The sequence below is a fragment of the Enterococcus sp. DIV1059_2 genome (genome assembly GCF_051713685.1).
GTDB lineage: Bacteria > Bacillota > Bacilli > Lactobacillales > Enterococcaceae > Enterococcus_D > Enterococcus_D casseliflavus.
In genome coordinates this window covers 239,406-255,374 of sequence record NZ_JBIOQK010000001.1, presented here as the reverse complement: position 1 = coordinate 255,374, position 15,969 = coordinate 239,406, and the positions used below count along the sequence as shown (strand labels likewise).

The 15,969-nt window shown below is 38.3% G+C and carries 16 protein-coding genes and 1 pseudogene; 2 read left to right on the top strand and 15 right to left on the bottom strand.

Annotated features, from left to right (window positions below; genetic code table 11):
- Nucleotides 1-3: 3 nt before the first annotated feature.
- The 6 genes from IGI72_RS01205 to IGI72_RS01180 all read right to left on the bottom strand — a co-directional run bounded on the left by IGI72_RS01205 (nucleotide 4) and on the right by IGI72_RS01180 (nucleotide 5,607).
- The gene (locus IGI72_RS01205) at nucleotides 4-1,122 is read right to left on the bottom strand and encodes a BMP family lipoprotein (RefSeq protein WP_015508805.1); all 1,119 of its coding nucleotides are present in this window, start codon (nucleotides 1,120-1,122) and stop codon (nucleotides 4-6) included.
- A 63-nt stretch (nucleotides 1,123-1,185) separates the two neighbouring features.
- Nucleotides 1,186-1,584, bottom strand: coding sequence for a cytidine deaminase (locus IGI72_RS01200; RefSeq protein WP_005226837.1), 399 nt, complete (start codon nucleotides 1,582-1,584; stop codon nucleotides 1,186-1,188).
- A gap of 46 nt (nucleotides 1,585-1,630) precedes the next feature.
- Nucleotides 1,631-2,293, bottom strand: coding sequence for a deoxyribose-phosphate aldolase (gene deoC / locus IGI72_RS01195; RefSeq protein ID WP_005226835.1), 663 nt, complete (start codon nucleotides 2,291-2,293; stop codon nucleotides 1,631-1,633).
- Nucleotides 2,294-2,306: 13 nt separating this feature from the next.
- The gene (locus IGI72_RS01190) at nucleotides 2,307-3,608 is read right to left on the bottom strand and encodes a pyrimidine-nucleoside phosphorylase (RefSeq protein ID WP_005226834.1); all 1,302 of its coding nucleotides are present in this window, start codon (nucleotides 3,606-3,608) and stop codon (nucleotides 2,307-2,309) included.
- 123 nt (nucleotides 3,609-3,731) lie between these two features.
- Entirely contained in the window at nucleotides 3,732-4,751 is a 1,020-nt protein-coding gene (locus IGI72_RS01185) for a LacI family DNA-binding transcriptional regulator (RefSeq protein ID WP_005226832.1), read from the bottom strand.
- Nucleotides 4,752-5,001: 250 nt separating this feature from the next.
- Nucleotides 5,002-5,607 (bottom strand): class I SAM-dependent methyltransferase, encoded by a 606-nt coding sequence (locus IGI72_RS01180; RefSeq protein WP_438752762.1) that lies wholly within the window; start codon nucleotides 5,605-5,607, stop codon nucleotides 5,002-5,004.
- Between the two features lie 336 nt (nucleotides 5,608-5,943).
- Here IGI72_RS01180 and coaA point away from each other — a divergent pair, with 336 nt between their 5' ends.
- Nucleotides 5,944-6,867 (top strand): type I pantothenate kinase, encoded by a 924-nt coding sequence (gene coaA, locus IGI72_RS01175; protein WP_005226828.1) that lies wholly within the window; start codon nucleotides 5,944-5,946, stop codon nucleotides 6,865-6,867.
- A gap of 80 nt (nucleotides 6,868-6,947) precedes the next feature.
- Nucleotides 6,948-8,513 carry a glutamine-hydrolyzing GMP synthase gene (gene guaA / locus IGI72_RS01170; RefSeq protein WP_008376418.1) on the top strand — a complete coding sequence of 522 codons (1,566 nt, stop codon included), beginning with the start codon at nucleotides 6,948-6,950 and terminating at the stop codon, nucleotides 8,511-8,513.
- Nucleotides 8,514-8,587: 74 nt separating this feature from the next.
- On the opposite strand, the gene IGI72_RS01165 is transcribed toward guaA, so the two are convergent.
- From IGI72_RS01165 to IGI72_RS01125, 9 genes and pseudogenes are all read right to left on the bottom strand, one after another.
- Nucleotides 8,588-8,884, bottom strand: coding sequence for a hypothetical protein (locus IGI72_RS01165; RefSeq protein ID WP_121260291.1), 297 nt, complete (start codon nucleotides 8,882-8,884; stop codon nucleotides 8,588-8,590).
- 115 nt (nucleotides 8,885-8,999) lie between these two features.
- Nucleotides 9,000-9,800 (bottom strand): metallophosphoesterase family protein, encoded by an 801-nt coding sequence (locus IGI72_RS01160; RefSeq protein WP_438752759.1) that lies wholly within the window; start codon nucleotides 9,798-9,800, stop codon nucleotides 9,000-9,002.
- A gap of 188 nt (nucleotides 9,801-9,988) precedes the next feature.
- On the bottom strand, nucleotides 9,989-10,252 hold the full coding sequence (locus IGI72_RS01155) for an HD domain-containing protein (protein ID WP_438752757.1): 264 nt from the start codon (nucleotides 10,250-10,252) through the stop codon (nucleotides 9,989-9,991).
- Between the two features lie 366 nt (nucleotides 10,253-10,618).
- Nucleotides 10,619-10,804 (bottom strand): annotated as a pseudogene (locus IGI72_RS01150) (site-specific integrase); the annotation flags it as partial.
- A gap of 14 nt (nucleotides 10,805-10,818) precedes the next feature.
- Nucleotides 10,819-11,031: a hypothetical protein gene (locus tag IGI72_RS01145; protein ID WP_236596103.1), complete on the bottom strand. Its 213-nt coding sequence runs from the start codon at nucleotides 11,029-11,031 to the stop codon at nucleotides 10,819-10,821.
- Nucleotides 11,032-11,549: 518 nt separating this feature from the next.
- Nucleotides 11,550-12,026, bottom strand: coding sequence for a hypothetical protein (locus IGI72_RS01140; RefSeq protein WP_060791603.1), 477 nt, complete (start codon nucleotides 12,024-12,026; stop codon nucleotides 11,550-11,552).
- Nucleotides 12,027-12,042: 16 nt separating this feature from the next.
- Nucleotides 12,043-12,930: a hypothetical protein gene (locus IGI72_RS01135; protein WP_005226808.1), complete on the bottom strand. Its 888-nt coding sequence runs from the start codon at nucleotides 12,928-12,930 to the stop codon at nucleotides 12,043-12,045.
- 19 nt (nucleotides 12,931-12,949) lie between these two features.
- Nucleotides 12,950-13,243 (bottom strand): hypothetical protein, encoded by a 294-nt coding sequence (locus IGI72_RS01130; RefSeq protein ID WP_005226807.1) that lies wholly within the window; start codon nucleotides 13,241-13,243, stop codon nucleotides 12,950-12,952.
- A gap of 312 nt (nucleotides 13,244-13,555) precedes the next feature.
- Complete coding sequence (locus IGI72_RS01125) at nucleotides 13,556-15,553, bottom strand: NERD domain-containing protein (protein WP_396443511.1); 1,998 nt, start codon at nucleotides 15,551-15,553, stop codon at nucleotides 13,556-13,558.
- Nucleotides 15,554-15,969 lie beyond the last annotated feature (416 nt).

The window sequence follows — 15,969 nt, the reverse complement described above, 5'->3', positions numbered from 1 at the left end:
ACTTTATTTTTCAGGTGTTTCTGGTACTTCTACTTTGCCGTCGATCACGTCTTGTTTCGCTGTTTCGATCGCTGCTTTGGCATCATCTGAAAGGAATCCTTCAGTAATGTCTACACCGCCATCTTTCAAGCCGTAAACAATATGTTCGCCGCCAGGGAAGTTGTCTTCCAACGCACGAGTTGAGATATCTTGTACCGCTGCGCCAACACCTTTCAATGTTGAAGCCAATGTGAAGTTATCTTCTTTGCCGTCAGCAGTTGTGTATTTTCCTTCGTCTTGTTGATCGCTATCTACACCGATGACCCAAACTTTTTTATCTTCTAGGTCTGCTTCGTTCAATTGTTCATTGATTGCTTTTGCTTCTTGGAAGACACCTGCACCAGTACCACCAGATGCGTGGAAGATTACGTCAACGCCACTTTGGTACATTGAAGCTGCCAATGCTTTCCCTTTAGCAGGATCACCAAATGATGCTGCATATTGAGGATCAACCGTGATTTCTTTGCCTAATTTTTCAGCTGCGTCTTGAACACCCTTCATGAAACCAGCTTCGAAACGGTCGATAACGACGCCTTCTTCACCACCGATGAAGCCGACTTTGTTTGTTTTGGTTGTATACGCTGCGGCAAAACCAGCTAAGTAAGCTGCTTCGTTATCTTTAAACGTTGCTGAAACAACGTTGTCTTTGCCTTCGATCACATCATCGATGATCCCGAATTGTGTATCAGGGTTTTGGTCAGCTGCTGCTGCGATTGAATCTTTCAATAAGTAACCCACACCGAAAACTGTTTTGAAACCATTTTGAACGGCACCATTTACGTTGGTTGTGTATTCTGAAGCTTCATTTGATTGCACGTAGTCATAACCACCAGCACCGCGAGCGATCCCGTGTTCCTCACCCCATGCTTCTAAGCCTTCCCACGCTGATTGGTTGAATGAACGGTCATCCACCCCACCGATATCGGTAACGATTGCGACACTATGCGCTGCATCAGTCGTACCGTCTGCAGAACCGCCGCCAGTTGAATCAGTTGAACCTGAATTTCCTCCGCCACAAGCACCAAGTAAAGTCAACCCAGCTACTGCAACAATACCTAAACTAAATAATTTTGCTTTTTTCATTGCTGTAAAGCCCCCTAAAAATATAGTTTTTTTCAACAGCCGCATCGACTGAATGAACATGGTTTATAAATCTTTGTTCGTGAAGTAATAAGGCAATAGGCCTTCTACCGTGGTTTCTTTGATGACACCATCATCGCCGACTAAGGTCACCGGCATATCTGGCGCACAAAATTCCACCATGACCTGGCGGCAAGCACCGCAAGGAGAGATCGGTTCTGGCGTATGACCCGCCACAACCAAATGTTGAAACTCTTTTTCGCCTTCAGAAACGGCTTTGAAAAAAGCGGTTCGTTCTGCGCAATTTGTTAAGCCATATGAGGCATTTTCAATGTTGATCCCTTGATATATCGTACCATTTTTGGCAACGAGACAAGCACCGACCGGAAACTTAGAGTACGGCACATACGCTTTATCTAAGGCGGAAACGGCGGTGTCGATCCACTCTTTTTTCGCTATTGTCATTGTCTTCCCCGCTCTTATTTTTATTTTTTGCTACTTGATGCTAGGCTTAGTAGCCAGCACCTGTTGAGCCAGTCACGATAGCAACACTTGCGCTTGTTCCTAAACGGTTTGCGCCCGCTTCCACCATAGCTGCAGCTTCTGCTTCGTTGTGGATACCACCAGAAGCTTTGACACCCATTTCTGGTCCTACTGTTTCACGCATCAAGCGAACATCTTCAACGACTGCCCCACCAGTTGAAAAGCCAGTTGAGGTTTTCACGAAATCTGCACCAGCTGCTTTGGCTAATTCACAGGCTTTGACGATTTCTTCGTTGTCTAATAACGCTGTTTCAATGATTACTTTGACAAGCGCTTTGTCTTTGGCTGCTTCAACGACTGCTTCGATGTCTGCTTGAACTTTTTTGTATTGTTTTGATTTCAAGGCACCTACGTTGATTACCATATCGACTTCATCTGCGCCGTTTTTGATCGCATCTGTTGTTTCATAAGCTTTGACCTCAGATGTGTTTGCCCCTAAAGGAAAACCGATCACGGTACAAACAGCCGTTGGTTCGCCTTGTAATTTTTCTGCTGCTAATGAAACCCACGTTGGATTGATGCAGACAGAATAGAAGTGATAGGTTTTTGCCTCTTCGATGATTCGTAAAACATCTTCCTCCGTTGCGTCTGCTTTCAAAATCGTGTGGTCGATCATGCGATTCAATTCCATTTTTATTCGCTCCTTATTCTGTAATAATGTCATGGATCAATGGCGGTTCTGCGCCATCTTCCCCAATTTCAATATTTTGGTCGATCAATGCTTTGACATCCTCGATTGCTTCGGTATTGCTATAGATCGTCAATAGCGATTCCCCTTTGCTTACGGATTCGCCAACTTTCTTATGCAATTTGATGCCCACTGCATGGTCGATGTCTTCGTCTTTGGTCTTACGACCTGCCCCTAACATCATCGCCGCGATCCCTAGCTCATTGGCAACTAATTTCGTCACCACGCCGCTCGTTTTCGCTGGGACTTCCACTTCATATTTCGCTGTCAAAATCTTGCTCGGGTCATCGATCACTGTAGCGTCTCCGCCTTGGTCTGTGATCATCTGTCTGAATTTTTCTAACGCTTTGCCTGAATGCAGGGCTTCTTCCAACAGTTGGCGTGCTTCTTCCAATGAATCAGCTTTTTTCGCTAAAACGACCATTTGGCTGCCCAGTGCATAGCACATTTCTTCCAAGTCTTTCGGTCCTTTTCCTTGCAGTGTCTCAATGGCTTCCACCACTTCCAAACTGTTGCCGATCGCTTCCCCTAAAGGCTGTGACATATCAGAAATGACTGCCATCGTTTGGCGATTTGCCAATTTTCCGATGCGGACCATCGTTTGGGCTAAGCGTTTGGCATCCTCCAAGTTTTTCATAAAGGCGCCATCGCCTGTGGTTACATCTAACACGATCGCATCGGCACCTGCCGCGATTTTTTTACTCATGATCGAGCTGGCGATCAATGGGATCGAACTAACCGTTGCCGTCACATCTCGTAAGGCATACAGTTTTTTGTCTGCAGGAGCTAAATCTCCTGATTGACCGATCACGGCCACTTTGCTTTCGTTGACTAATCGGATAAAGTCGGCTTCAGAAAGCTCGATTTTAAATCCAGGGATCGCTTCAAGCTTGTCTAACGTCCCACCAGTATAGCCTAAGCCGCGCCCAGACATTTTCGCAACTGGTACGCCAACACTAGCCACTAAGGGCGCTAAGATCAATGTGGTCGTATCACCAACACCGCCAGTCGAATGCTTATCGACTTTGATTCCTTCAATTGAGGATAGGTCGATCACTTCACCAGAATTTGCCATTGCTAGCGTTAAGTTCGTGATCTCTTCATCTGTCATATCTACATAAAAAATAGCCATCAACAAGGCACTCATTTGATAATCTGGAATACTTCCTTCAGTATACGCAGTTACAATGTAGTCAATTTCTTCCTTCGTCAATGACTTGCCGTCACGTTTCTTTTCAATTAAATCCACCATTCGCATCGAAATGACCCTCGCTTCCTTTAACATTATACAATAATTTTTCGTAGGGTAAACCACTTTAGTAAAACAGTTTACTAAATATCGCAAAACTATGAAAACACTTACAAGAAGAAATATACCGCATTATTTCTCGCTTGTCAATGTCTTCACGCTCTCACGAATAATTAATTTTGTATCAAAAATCTTATTTGGAATTCGCCGTGTCGGAAACTCAATGGCGTCCACTAAAAACTTCGCTGCGGTAAACCCGATCTCAAAAGTCGGCTGCATGACCGTGGTAAGCGGTGGTGTGATGTATTCCGATAATTTCAAGGCATCAAAGCCGATCACCGAGTAGTCTTCTGGTACTTTTTTGCCCGCCTCATAAATCGCTTGATAACAGCCGATCGCCATAGCATCGTTGCCACAGAAGAACGCTGTGATCTCTTTGTACTTCAATAATTCCTTCGTTGCTTCGTACCCGCCAGTAACCGTTAATTCAGCATTTTCTACATATCGGCCTTTAAAAGGGATCTGATGATCCTTTAAGGCATGGCGATAGCCATTGAACCGTTCCTCTAATTGATAGTAGCCGGTGATTTCTTTGAGCATCGCAATGTTGCGGTGACCATTTTTGATCAAATAGCTGACGGCTTGGTAGGCGCCTTCGTATTCTTTCACGATCAAACGACCATTGTCCCGCTGATTGATCCCACGATCGACTAAAATAATTGGTCGGTCATCAAAGAACCCGCTCTTCAAGGAATAATCCTCTGGCAGCAAATGCGGCGTCGCTAATAAGATGCCATCTACCGAACGATGAGACAGTTCATTCAAATATTGAACCTCTTTTTCTTGGCTGTGGCGCGAATTGCATAACACTAGCATGTAACCTAGTGGATTGAAATAACTTTCCGCCCCTTCAATGACTTTAGAGAAAAAGAAATCCGTCACATCAGGCACGATCATTCCGATCGTTTTTGAATGGCGGTTGATAAGATTCGAAGCAAAAAAATCCGGCTTATAGTGATATTTATTTACGATATCTAAGACCCGCTTTCGGGTTTCTTCACTAAAACGGCTGCCTTTATTGTTTAGGATCTGCGACACGGTCGTGACAGAGACGCCAGCCATTTCAGCAATCTGTTTAATCGTCAATTTCATCTGCTTCTCTCCTCTCTTGCCTAAAGTGTAGCAAATTTTTCTCAAAAAAAATAGCACACTTTCAACAAGTGTGCGACTTTCTTTTTCGTTGATCAAAAATGGCCCGATGATACAGACAGCTCTTTTAGCGGAGCTGCGATTGCCCCAAAGGCTGGTGACAACAGGCTTTTTGAGAAACCAACTGGTCCAGTTGCCGCTAACCAGCGCTTGTCTTGGCGATGCCTTTGATCTGTTGAGAATCAAAGAGCAGCTACGCTTCTTTTACGCTTTGAATGATGTAATAGCCTTTGTCTTTTTTGATGATTTCGGCATTGCCAAAGGTCTCTTGCATTTTCTTTTGAGCACTCGGCGCCCCTTGTTTCTTTTGGATCACGATCGTTAAAGTCCCGCCTACTTTAAGCAAAGGAAACGCCCCCGTCAAAATCTCATGAACGACTTCTTTTCCTGCCCGAATCGGCGGATTGCTAAGGATCGCCGCATAAGCAGGTTGATTTAATTGGGCATAGATATTGGATTGATGGATATCTACCTGTTCAATGCCGTTACGCTGGGCATTGCCTTTTGCCAAATCCACTGCCCGCTGATTGATATCGATCATCTCGACAGGTCGTTGACTCGCATGAGCTAACGCTAAACCAACAGGTCCGTAGCCGCAACCAACGTCCAGCAGACTTCCTTCTGGCAGCTCCCCCCACTCAAACGCATCGATCAACACCCGCGAGCCATAGTCCACCGTGTCACGGGAAAACACCCCGCTATCTGTCACAAAATGAAACTTCTTTCCTCTTAATTCAAACGACCACTGCTCAAAATCATGGGCCGTATCAGGATTTTCTGTATAGTAATGATTACTCATGGTTATGCTCCTTTCTTCTATTTCCTCTTCGCTTGTTTTTTCTACTGGTTTCTACTAGTTTTTCCTTGTTTCTTCTATTCGAACGAGTGAACATAGTGAAATCACCAGTAAAAAAGCCCTGCAAGATTTGTCTGCTGCTTCTTTCTAATCATACCGAAAAACAGCCAGAAGTAAACGCCCAGCAAAAAAAACAACGAAAAAACAGTTTTTTGTTGTTTCTGCAAAGGAAATCATGTCTTTTTTCCAAGTTCCGCAGGTTTCTATGGTAAAATACTTTCGAACAGTGGCCCGTCGCTTCTAATAGAAACCGACGATGCCGCAAAAAAGGAGCCTACTATGCAAGAAACCATGAATTTTTATCAAATTCCTCGTGAGCAATGGCAAGGGTTTTATACGAACGGCATGATGCCTTTCACTCAAGAAGAATTGGATAATATTAAAAGTTTGAACGACCGGATCTCGGTCCAAGATGTGGAAGATGTTTACGTGCCTTTGTGCCATCTGATCCATCTTTATATGAAAGAGTTTGAATCATTGACCCTCAGCAAGGGACTCTTTTTGCACCGCTACGTCAAAATGCCGCCTTTTATCATCGGCATCGCTGGAAGTGTCGCCGTCGGCAAAAGCACCACCGCACGGCTCGTCCAAAATTTGCTGGCCCGTTTGTTTCCCCGTAGAACCGTCCAACTGATCACCACTGACGGCTTTTTGTACCCGAACGAAGTCTTGGAAGAACGCGGCAGCTTGAATCGCAAAGGATTTCCAGAAAGTTATGACATGGAAGCCTTGATCAACTTTTTGAATGCGGTCAAATCAGGAGAACCAGACATTCAGATCCCCGTCTACTCCCATGAAGTCTACAATATTATTCCTGATACGTATGAAACGATCAGTCAACCAGATATCTTGATCGTGGAAGGCATCAATACCCTACAACTGCCTGCCAACCAACAAATCTATATCAGCGACTTTTTTGATTTTTCAATTTTCGTGGATGCCCAACCAGCACTGATCGAAAAATGGTATTTGGAACGATTTGAATCATTACTAGACACTGCCTTTCAAGATCCCAGCAATTATTATTACCAATATGCGATCGGGGATCGCAAGGAAGCGATTAAAATGGCAAAAGAAGTATGGAAAAATGTGAATTTAAAGAATTTACACGAGTATATCTTGCCTACACGCAGCAGAGCCGATATAATTCTTCATAAAACAAAGCACCATTTGATCGATGAAGTGTTCTTGCGCAAGTATTGACCGCTTCATTTTTATGATTATGCTGTTGAAAAGGCCCAGCCTTTTTTCAATAAAAACTAAAAGAATTGAGGTAATTTATTGTGACAAACGTTGACACTTTGCCAAACGTCGAAAAAATTATCGTACTTGATTACGGTAGTCAGTACAACCAGCTGATTACACGCCGTATTCGTGAGTTCGGTGTTTTCTCAGAATTATTGAGCCACCGCATTACCGCTGAAGAAGTAAAAGCGATGAACCCAAAAGGGATCATCTTATCTGGCGGACCAAACAGCGTCTACGACGAGAACTCTTTCGGCATCGACGAGAAAATTTTTGAGTTAGGCATCCCAGTTTTAGGGATCTGTTACGGCATGCAGTTGATTACTTATAAATTAGGCGGAAAAGTTGAACCTGCCAAAAACCGTGAATACGGCAAAGCAGAATTGGAAGTCACTTCTGATGCAGCGGCCCTTTTCCAAAACACGCCCGCAACACAAACCGTGTGGATGAGCCACGGAGACTTGGTCACTCAAGCACCTGCAGGCTTTGATGTTGTGGCGACGAGCAAAGATTGCCCGATCGCTTCTATCCAAGATGCCGAGCGCAAAATGTACGGTATCCAATTCCACGCAGAAGTTCGCCATTCAGAATACGGCAACGACTTATTGCGTCACTTTGCCATTGACGTTTGTCAATGTACAGGTGATTGGACAATGGACAACTTCATCGATATGGAAATCGCAAAAATCCGCGAACAAGTGGGCGACAAAAAAGTCTTGCTTGGTCTTTCCGGCGGGGTCGATTCTTCTGTCGTTGGTGTTCTTTTACAAAAAGCGATCGGCGATCAACTGACTTGTATTTTTGTTGACCACGGCCTCTTGCGTAAAGGCGAAGCCGAGCAAGTAATGGAAAGCCTAGGCGGCAAATTCGGCTTGAACATCATCAAAGTTGATGCCAAAGAACGTTTCCTATCAAAACTTGCTGGGGTTTCTGATCCTGAAGAAAAACGCAAGATCATCGGAAATGAATTCGTGTACGTCTTCGATGATGAAGCAACCAAACTAGCTGGCGAAGAAGGCGTTTCTTTCCTTGCCCAAGGAACCCTTTATACCGACGTCATCGAATCAGGAACCGAAACTGCCCAAACCATCAAATCACACCACAATGTGGGTGGTTTACCTGAAGACATGCAATTCAAATTGATCGAACCATTGAACACCTTGTTCAAAGACGAAGTCCGTGAATTAGGGACTCAACTTGGCATGCCAGACAGCATCGTATGGCGCCAACCATTCCCTGGACCAGGTCTAGGCATTCGTGTCCTTGGCGAATTAACAGAAGAAAAACTAACGATCGTCCGCGACTCGGATGCAATCTTGCGGGAAGAAATCGCAAATGCCGGCTTAGACCGCGACATTTGGCAATACTTCACCGTCTTACCAGGCATCCGCTCCGTCGGTGTCATGGGTGATGGCCGGACCTACGATTATACCGTCGGCATCCGTGCAGTCACTTCGATCGATGGCATGACCGCTGACTTTGCCCGCATCCCATGGGAAGTCCTACAAAAAATCAGCGTCCGCATCGTCAACGAAGTCGCACACGTCAATCGGATCGTGTACGATATTACGAGCAAACCACCTGCTACTGTGGAGTGGGAATAAGAAAAAAGAGCTTAGAACCCTTTATTTATAGGGTGTCTAGGCTCTTTTTCTCGAGGTTACTCAACCATTAGCTTTTACTCTTCTTTTGAGTTAGAATCAGAAAAATCATGTTTTATTTTTCTACATAATTTTAACCCCTTAACTTTTCTTTGTGTAAGTTCTAAAGAATCATAACTTTCTCTACATCCGAAATTATTATGTTCATATTTAGCAACTTCATTTAAGGCTAACTGAAAAGCTCCACATAATGTTTCATATAAATCATTTCCATCAGCATAAACAGACATGACTTGCATATTCAATTCTTTAAACTCATCTGGTATATCTTTGCCAAATCTTTCAATTTTTATAGATACTTGATTTTTCCGCATACAACAACCTCCTAATTATGTTCTAAAGATATTTTCTATTCAAAAAGATTTCTTTATCATCAACAGTCATCGACCATTTTTAAAATCTAATAAAATGCCATATAACTTAGCAATACTATGAATTTTTTTCAAATATTTCGTTCAACTTGTTAAACACTCCATCACTTTGCCAATCCACTTGAATTGGTATTAGTGTGCAATTATCATAAAGTAAAATTTCTCCACTACCAATTTCTTTGAAAAAAGGTTTTCTTTTAATTGGAATAATCGTAAATGTATCAATTCCCACAAGTTCAGACTCTCCCTTATGAACAGTCGTGATTTTCGTTTGCGGTGTATGCCCTACAATTTGTTTTTGATACTTTGGATTTGGCAAACAGCTTAATTCATGGTCAAAGTCAGCCCATAATGGACTACCTAAAAAGTATTTCCCACCTCTTGCTTTGCCGACATGGTCTTCTAAATCATCTAAATTGTCGATTAAATTTTCAGTTATTGTTTCAAAATGCCAATCTTCTAAATTAAAGTCTTGGGTGTAACCAGCATGACTAATCAAATAATCATCTAACTGAAAGGCAATTTGCAGATTTAACTTCAACAGCTTTCGACCGACTGAAAGAAATCCATCTGCACTTTGCAGTGAATACCTTCTAGGTGTAACCGTCAAATAAGACACGTCATGATTTCCTAAGAGATTTATCACTTCGACACCGAAAACTTTCATCTTTGATTTCCATATGAACAAATAGTCTAATTCATTCATGTAAAGATCAACGTTTTTTTCTTGCTCGTATGCGTCTGTATAATCTCCTAGCAAAATCACTTGTTTAATGCCTAATTCTTTAACTTTCTGCTCAACCATTGGCAAGATTATTTGTGCTGTTAAGTGTAAATCGCCCACTAAAAGTGTTCTCATTTTGAATCACTCTCCCTCTAACTCTAATATTTTAAACGCCTTTTGATATTTCTTAACTCTTTCAAAGTCTTTTTCAGTTGGGGTAGTAATTCTTGAAAGATTCATATTATCTTTTAAATCTGCAAGTTTAACCATGGTGGCTAGTTTATTTTTCTTAATTTCTACAATACAATATAGTCAAAATAGGGTTAATAACGTTCCTGTGTCAAAACCTGTACTGCCGAAACAATCGTGTCTGAAAAATCTAACTCTTTCAGTTTTTCAATAGTAATATCCGTGTCTTCAACAGTATCATGAAGATAGGCAACAACCTTAGCATTTTTATCTGTTAGTGAATTTGCCACTCGTTGAACATGAAAAAAGTAAGGTTCACCACCTTTGTCAGTTTGACCAGCGTTAGCTTTTTTCGCTACCTCGATAGCCATATTTTTAAATTTATCATATTCTGTCATGTTGGCAATCCCGACTTTCTTTTAAAATTTTGGTCTGAATGTCATTGAGAAAATTTATTTCTTACTGAGAATAATCTTTCTCAAATCCGACAATTGAAAAATGGGTGACATTCTTGAGTAAAGCTGAAACGACACAATCAAAAGAATGTGCATGGTCTCGCCGTACATCTCCGGCTATTAAGGTATTAAAACTATAATGTAACCCGTCCTCAATAAATTCCGATAAAACATAATACATATCGCCAAATTCAACACGATTACCTGTATCAACAGCCCAAACACCAGATTTAGAATCATATTTCGGTATTTTTTACCCTTTAAATTTGTCTGAATCAAAAACAGTATTTTCCATATTGATACACCTCGTCATTCTTTATGCTTCACATACTGATTGCCTGTAAGTTTCCGTTGCGCATTTTCCTTAGGCATTTCAATAGTATTCGTTAATTTTTTAGCGACTTCTTTGTTAGCGTTCTCGTATAAATGTCCGTAAGTTCCCAAAGTTGTTTGAATATCTTCATGACCTAAGCGATCACGAACGACCAACGCATTTCTTCATAATGTTGTTATTTTCGCTTTAAGCTATCATATTTCTCAATAGTTGGTAGCTCATCATAAGTTCGACGTGTATTACTATCAATTAACCAATCTAATTGACGTGAACCATTTTCATTTTCAACAGAATAACTATAGAAAATAGGTTCATCATACTGATACACCTCAATATAGGTGGAAGTTTCAATAATTTTAGTATTATACGCACGAGTTTCTTTAGACATCACACACCTCTCAGCGCGCGCTCAAACGAGCATATGTTGTTTTATATATCAAGTTAAGTGTCAGGCAAAAACCGCCCGACTGGCCCCCACAAAGTGAGTGAAAAGACTCGGACACTCCGTTTAGTCGCTGGGGCGACTACCTCCCTATTTCACTCACTTCGAGGGGGTTAATTTGTTGTTGAGGGAACTGACTACGGCTAGTAAACCAAATATTAAGCCAGTCACCTTTGTTATGGCTAGCCCTATACTTAGAGCTAAGAAAAAGTAGAAACGAAAATTATCAGCGTTCATTTTTTTCAATCCTTTCAATTTTTGATAATGCTTTGAGTATGCTTTTTCGGCGTATTCACGTTATAGGGTATCGAATTGTGAGTAGTATTCGATTTCTTTTAGAATAAGGCTTGCTTGTTCCACTTTTTCATAATAACACCCTCTATTCGATATCGTGGTACAACATGTAAACATTTATTTGAAATAAAATTCTAAATAGCGACTAAACTATTTAGAAAAATAACTTTCTAGTCGATTTGACTATAAAAGGCAAAAATAATTAATTTAATGATATAACTTAATCGCGGTAGACGTTTACTAGGCTCATCACTTTTAAAATGGTAACGATATTCCTCTAAGCCATCTAATACATTTTCATCTAAATAAAGTCGGGGCGTAACGGAAGATTTATCTTTATAATTTTCTTTTACAATTGTTCTATCCATGCGATTTTGAATTTTTTCCCAATCGTCATCAGTGAAATTTTGTTTTTTACAATATCTGTAAGCTTGTTCTATAACACTACCAGCTGATACTTTTAACACCACATTGAATGATATCCCATCCAGCAAATCACTGTAATGTTCTTGCATGTCTGTTTCTAGTTTATTAATCAAGCCATTTTTTAGTTCATTTTTTAGTTCTCGTTCTCTATGAATAATTAGTTTGTCTATCCAAATTTTAGCCTCATAAGCCAATCTGACTGCTTTATATACCCTTGCCATTTGTCATACTCCCTATTTACAATTTATCAGAGCTATCTGTTGTGATATTGCTAAGTAAAATCCATAATTGTTCGGCGTATTCTGATTTCGATAACAGTTCCGCTCTATTTTTAATTGCAGTAATCATTCCTGAAACAATGCTAACAGCATCTTTTTCATTCAGTGAACCGAAGTTTTCAGTTTCATCTTTTGGAGATTCTAAATAGTCCGTTTCAATAATAAAATGCTTTTCTATAAATTCGCTGTAATCTTCAAAATTTTTAAAATAGAAATTGTATAATCCTTGTTTTTTCAATCTGTTCCAATTATTCCTAATTTCACTCAAAAACCTTCCCATATAATCTTGTGTTCTAAATTCAAAATTATCTATAGAAATTGTTTTAGAACTCTTTCTTCCCATCTCTATAGGTATTATCCAAAAATTAGCTAAACTATGATACAGTTTATAAAACTCATAAAATATCTTTTGAGTATACTCATCAGCATCACTGTCAAATATCAATCTCATTCGTCCTTTTGAATCATTGGGCATATAGTATTGCTTATTTATTTTTTCCCCATCTATTGATAACTCTTTAATCAATTTCCCAGAAATTGTTTTAAAAGAGTTCATTGTATCACCAGCAAAAGAAACATTGGCAAAATCATTAATATAAATATTTCCTTTATCATCAGATTTTCCAAATACATTAAATTCGCCTTGTTGATTTTTGGGAATAGTATTTTTATAGATGATTTCGTAAAAAGCAATTGATACATCAGACATGTCGGGGTCTTCCACACCTCTATATACTTGAGCGCTTTTTATTGTGTCGCCTTCTTTTTGAATTGTATTGGTAAGTTTATCAACCACAATAGGTGTTAGCAGCATTTGTTTTAATTTTTCTTGTTTTTCAGATAACATTTTTTTTCCTCTCAAATTCTCAAATCAAATCTTTTGCGTTTGCACTTGCAAGTAAGAAAAACTGCACATCATCAATGAAATATTTGGCATCAAAATCATAAAAAACAAAGTTCTCTTTTTCCACAACCTTTTTATTCGCTTCGATTAAAGCATATTTTATACCCCTGCATAATTCTTTTAGTTCATCTCTACTTAAGTATTCATTTAATTGAAGCTTTCCCCAGTTATCAATTAATATTTTAAATTCTGGATCAATTAGAATTCTTAGGTCACTACTTTTAAAAACTCTATCTAGATTTTCTTTGAACAACATAAAACCCCACCTCTTTTGTTTATTTGAATTACTACAACTTACAATAACATAAATTCATTCATTTTCAAGCATTTCATTCAAAAAAATTTTATTACTGCAACCAATTTGCAACCAACACAAGAAGAACATTACAATTTCTATCACTCCCAAACGATACAAAACTGCATAAACTCAACAAATCAATCCTTATAAATCATCAAGCGCATGGAATGGGAATAGTACAAAAAGCTTTGGAGTTCCTATAAAAAGGCCTACCAAGGCTTTTTTGTGTCTGATATCAATTGGTTTTTTATATTTTTTCATAGTAGAAAATCATTCTGATAAATTTTTCTCATAAGTAGCAAAGACTCTATCTAATGCTATCTTTATTTTCACATCATTTTCTATATAGGAGTCTTCAATGTCTTTTTTACAGTATTTATATTCCACTTTCCTATCTGAATCGTGTGTTTTCACTATAAAGCTTTGCATAATTTTAACTGAGAGCTGTCTTCTTAAAAATACCAACAATTTTTCTGCTGTAATTTTACCTGAATAAATATTTTCTGTATCTAAACATATTCTTTCTTTAATAGCTCCATCAATATGAGAAACCGTTGGAGGATTCCTTAACAAAAATGCGTTAAATGAAGCTTCATCAACTACCAACACATTCTCTTGTTTCCCAGCTTCACCAAGAATAGTAGAGGTAAGTAATACCCGCTGGACTTTTTCTATTGATATTTCTTCACTCAATCCCAATTGCTTTAGAGTTATAGAAATATTCTCCTCAAAATAGTCAGCATTTTTATTTAATTGTTTAATTGCCTCTTTTATTTTCTTATTAGTTTTAGCATGCTCTCTTACCGTATACGGTTGATTGAATGACTTACATTCAAATAAGAAGAGCGTTTTATCTAAAACAAATGCTAAATCAATCTCTCTTTCCAAGTCTTTTTCCTTTGTAATCTTAATATGTAATCGTTTAGCATCTATTTGACTACAAACTTGTAATAAGTGTTTGGTACGTTGTTCAAACATAGCTCCTTTGAACCCTAATGCAATGTCTTCCCTATTTTTTTGGGTCTCTTCTTCATCTCTTGAAAACATAGATAAAATGACAGACAGTGGTCGAATTTCTTTAGCTAACGTTGGTAACAGTATTAATTTATCTTGAATCTTTATTAATGGAGCATCTATTAAGTCTTTTGATTTGCCAGTAAAAATGAACTTTTCTAAAATCATTTTTGCTTCTTTTTTTGATATATTTTGAGAAAACTTAGACAATTTTTTGATCCAATCATACTTTGTTTTTACAACACATAAATTCTGAACAGAGTAAATATTTCTATTCTTCTTTTTATTGGAATATAGAATAGATTCATGTTGCAAAAAATAAATTCCCTCTATCCACTTTCTAATTTCAATGCCATGAACTTTTTTATCTAAGTTTTCTTGTCCAATATATCTTCGACAAAGTTCTTCTGATAAAAAAGTTGTTAGTTCTTCGTCGATTGCTCCATCAATCCTTCGTCTGTCTTTTTCTAATTTATAATTTAAAATGTCTAATTCAATGCTAGTCATAAATCTTTTATATCTAAAATTAGATACTAAAACAGCTCTATTAAAATCCTCATCTAAAAAATCGATAATTACTTTCTCATAAATTTCTTCAATTCGTATATCTGAATACTTCCAATACTCAAAAGCATCCATTAAATTATCTCTTTCTTGATATTTCGAATATACATTTATATTCCATAATAAATTTTTTTCTGAAAATATTCGATTAATTCCACATTGTTTTTCCAGAGAAATGTTATGAAGTAAATACTTTAAGATATTTCCTGAACTAAATACATAAGTATCATAAGTATCAACCCTCTGTTCAAGACTAATATCCAAATTATTTTGTTCTCTTAACAATCTCAATTGTCTCTCCAAAAAAATTATAAATATAGCCAAAATATGGTTGGGGTCGATAATAGATTCATCAAGCTCTTTGTTGATAGATTTATTAGATTCTACGAACAAATTTTGTAGCTGGTCAACTTGTTTTAAATGTCTATCTAAAACTTTATTCATTCCTGTATCTGTGTTTTTTTTTAGTAAATTATTGTATTTTTCTAAATATGGATTTGGTTTATAGGAACACAGATACTCATTAATTTCTAAGCCAAGTGATTTGATTTTAAGCAGAAAAAGATAAATATCTTCAGGCGCTTCTTTAAATAATTTTTCAATATATTTCTTTTTACTTAGTTTTTTCATTTCATCCATATAATCCAAATAGTCAAACTGTTGGTTTTTGGTGTAAAAGTCATTTCCCATTTCTATGCTCTCCTCGTAAATTTAAAATTTGTCTAACGATTTTTTAAAGTTGTCTTTAAAAGCAAAAAAAATTGAACAAGATATTCCTAACGTAATTTATTTCGTTATGGTGTGATTTCTCAGAGTAAAATAGATACATGAGAAGGAGCCAACGGGAATTTATCACTTCCTCCTGGAGGTTTATCTACCTCTATAAGTTTGTTATTCGAACCAATGTATTCGCTAACAATACGTTAAGTAACTTACCAGAATTAGCAACACTTTTTAGAAAATCTAACTTACAAGTGAAATAATTGGGGTCAGGAAATGGGCGTCCTATCAACGAGCTTATTTAGCTTTACTGCCATTTTCCTTGTGACTGTAGTGCCTATGCTAGGTGAATTTCAGAACTTTCTTTTGTATAATTTTTCCTCATC

Bases quoted from the DNA above. Each gene is read 5' to 3' on its own strand.
- IGI72_RS01145 (WP_236596103.1), bottom strand. From the start codon at position 11,031: ATGTCTAAAGAAACTCGTGCGTATAATACTAAAATTATTGAAACTTCC.
- IGI72_RS01125 (WP_396443511.1), bottom strand. From the start codon at position 15,553: ATGGGAAATGACTTTTACACCAAAAACCAACAGTTTGACTATTTGGAT.
- IGI72_RS01200 (WP_005226837.1), bottom strand. From the start codon at position 1,584: ATGACAATAGCGAAAAAAGAGTGGATCGACACCGCCGTTTCCGCCTTA.
- IGI72_RS01165 (WP_121260291.1), bottom strand. From the start codon at position 8,884: ATGCGGAAAAATCAAGTATCTATAAAAATTGAAAGATTTGGCAAAGAT.
- IGI72_RS01135 (WP_005226808.1), bottom strand. From the start codon at position 12,930: ATGTTATCTGAAAAACAAGAAAAATTAAAACAAATGCTGCTAACACCT.
- IGI72_RS01190 (WP_005226834.1), bottom strand. From the start codon at position 3,608: ATGCGAATGGTGGATTTAATTGAAAAGAAACGTGACGGCAAGTCATTG.
- coaA (WP_005226828.1), top strand. From the start codon at position 5,944: ATGCAAGAAACCATGAATTTTTATCAAATTCCTCGTGAGCAATGGCAA.
- IGI72_RS01180 (WP_438752762.1), bottom strand. From the start codon at position 5,607: ATGAGTAATCATTACTATACAGAAAATCCTGATACGGCCCATGATTTT.
- deoC (WP_005226835.1), bottom strand. From the start codon at position 2,293: ATGGAATTGAATCGCATGATCGACCACACGATTTTGAAAGCAGACGCA.
- IGI72_RS01205 (WP_015508805.1), bottom strand. From the start codon at position 1,122: ATGAAAAAAGCAAAATTATTTAGTTTAGGTATTGTTGCAGTAGCTGGG.
- IGI72_RS01140 (WP_060791603.1), bottom strand. From the start codon at position 12,026: ATGGCAAGGGTATATAAAGCAGTCAGATTGGCTTATGAGGCTAAAATT.
- IGI72_RS01155 (WP_438752757.1), bottom strand. From the start codon at position 10,252: ATGACAGAATATGATAAATTTAAAAATATGGCTATCGAGGTAGCGAAA.
- IGI72_RS01160 (WP_438752759.1), bottom strand. From the start codon at position 9,800: ATGAGAACACTTTTAGTGGGCGATTTACACTTAACAGCACAAATAATC.
- IGI72_RS01130 (WP_005226807.1), bottom strand. From the start codon at position 13,243: ATGTTGTTCAAAGAAAATCTAGATAGAGTTTTTAAAAGTAGTGACCTA.
- IGI72_RS01185 (WP_005226832.1), bottom strand. From the start codon at position 4,751: ATGAAATTGACGATTAAACAGATTGCTGAAATGGCTGGCGTCTCTGTC.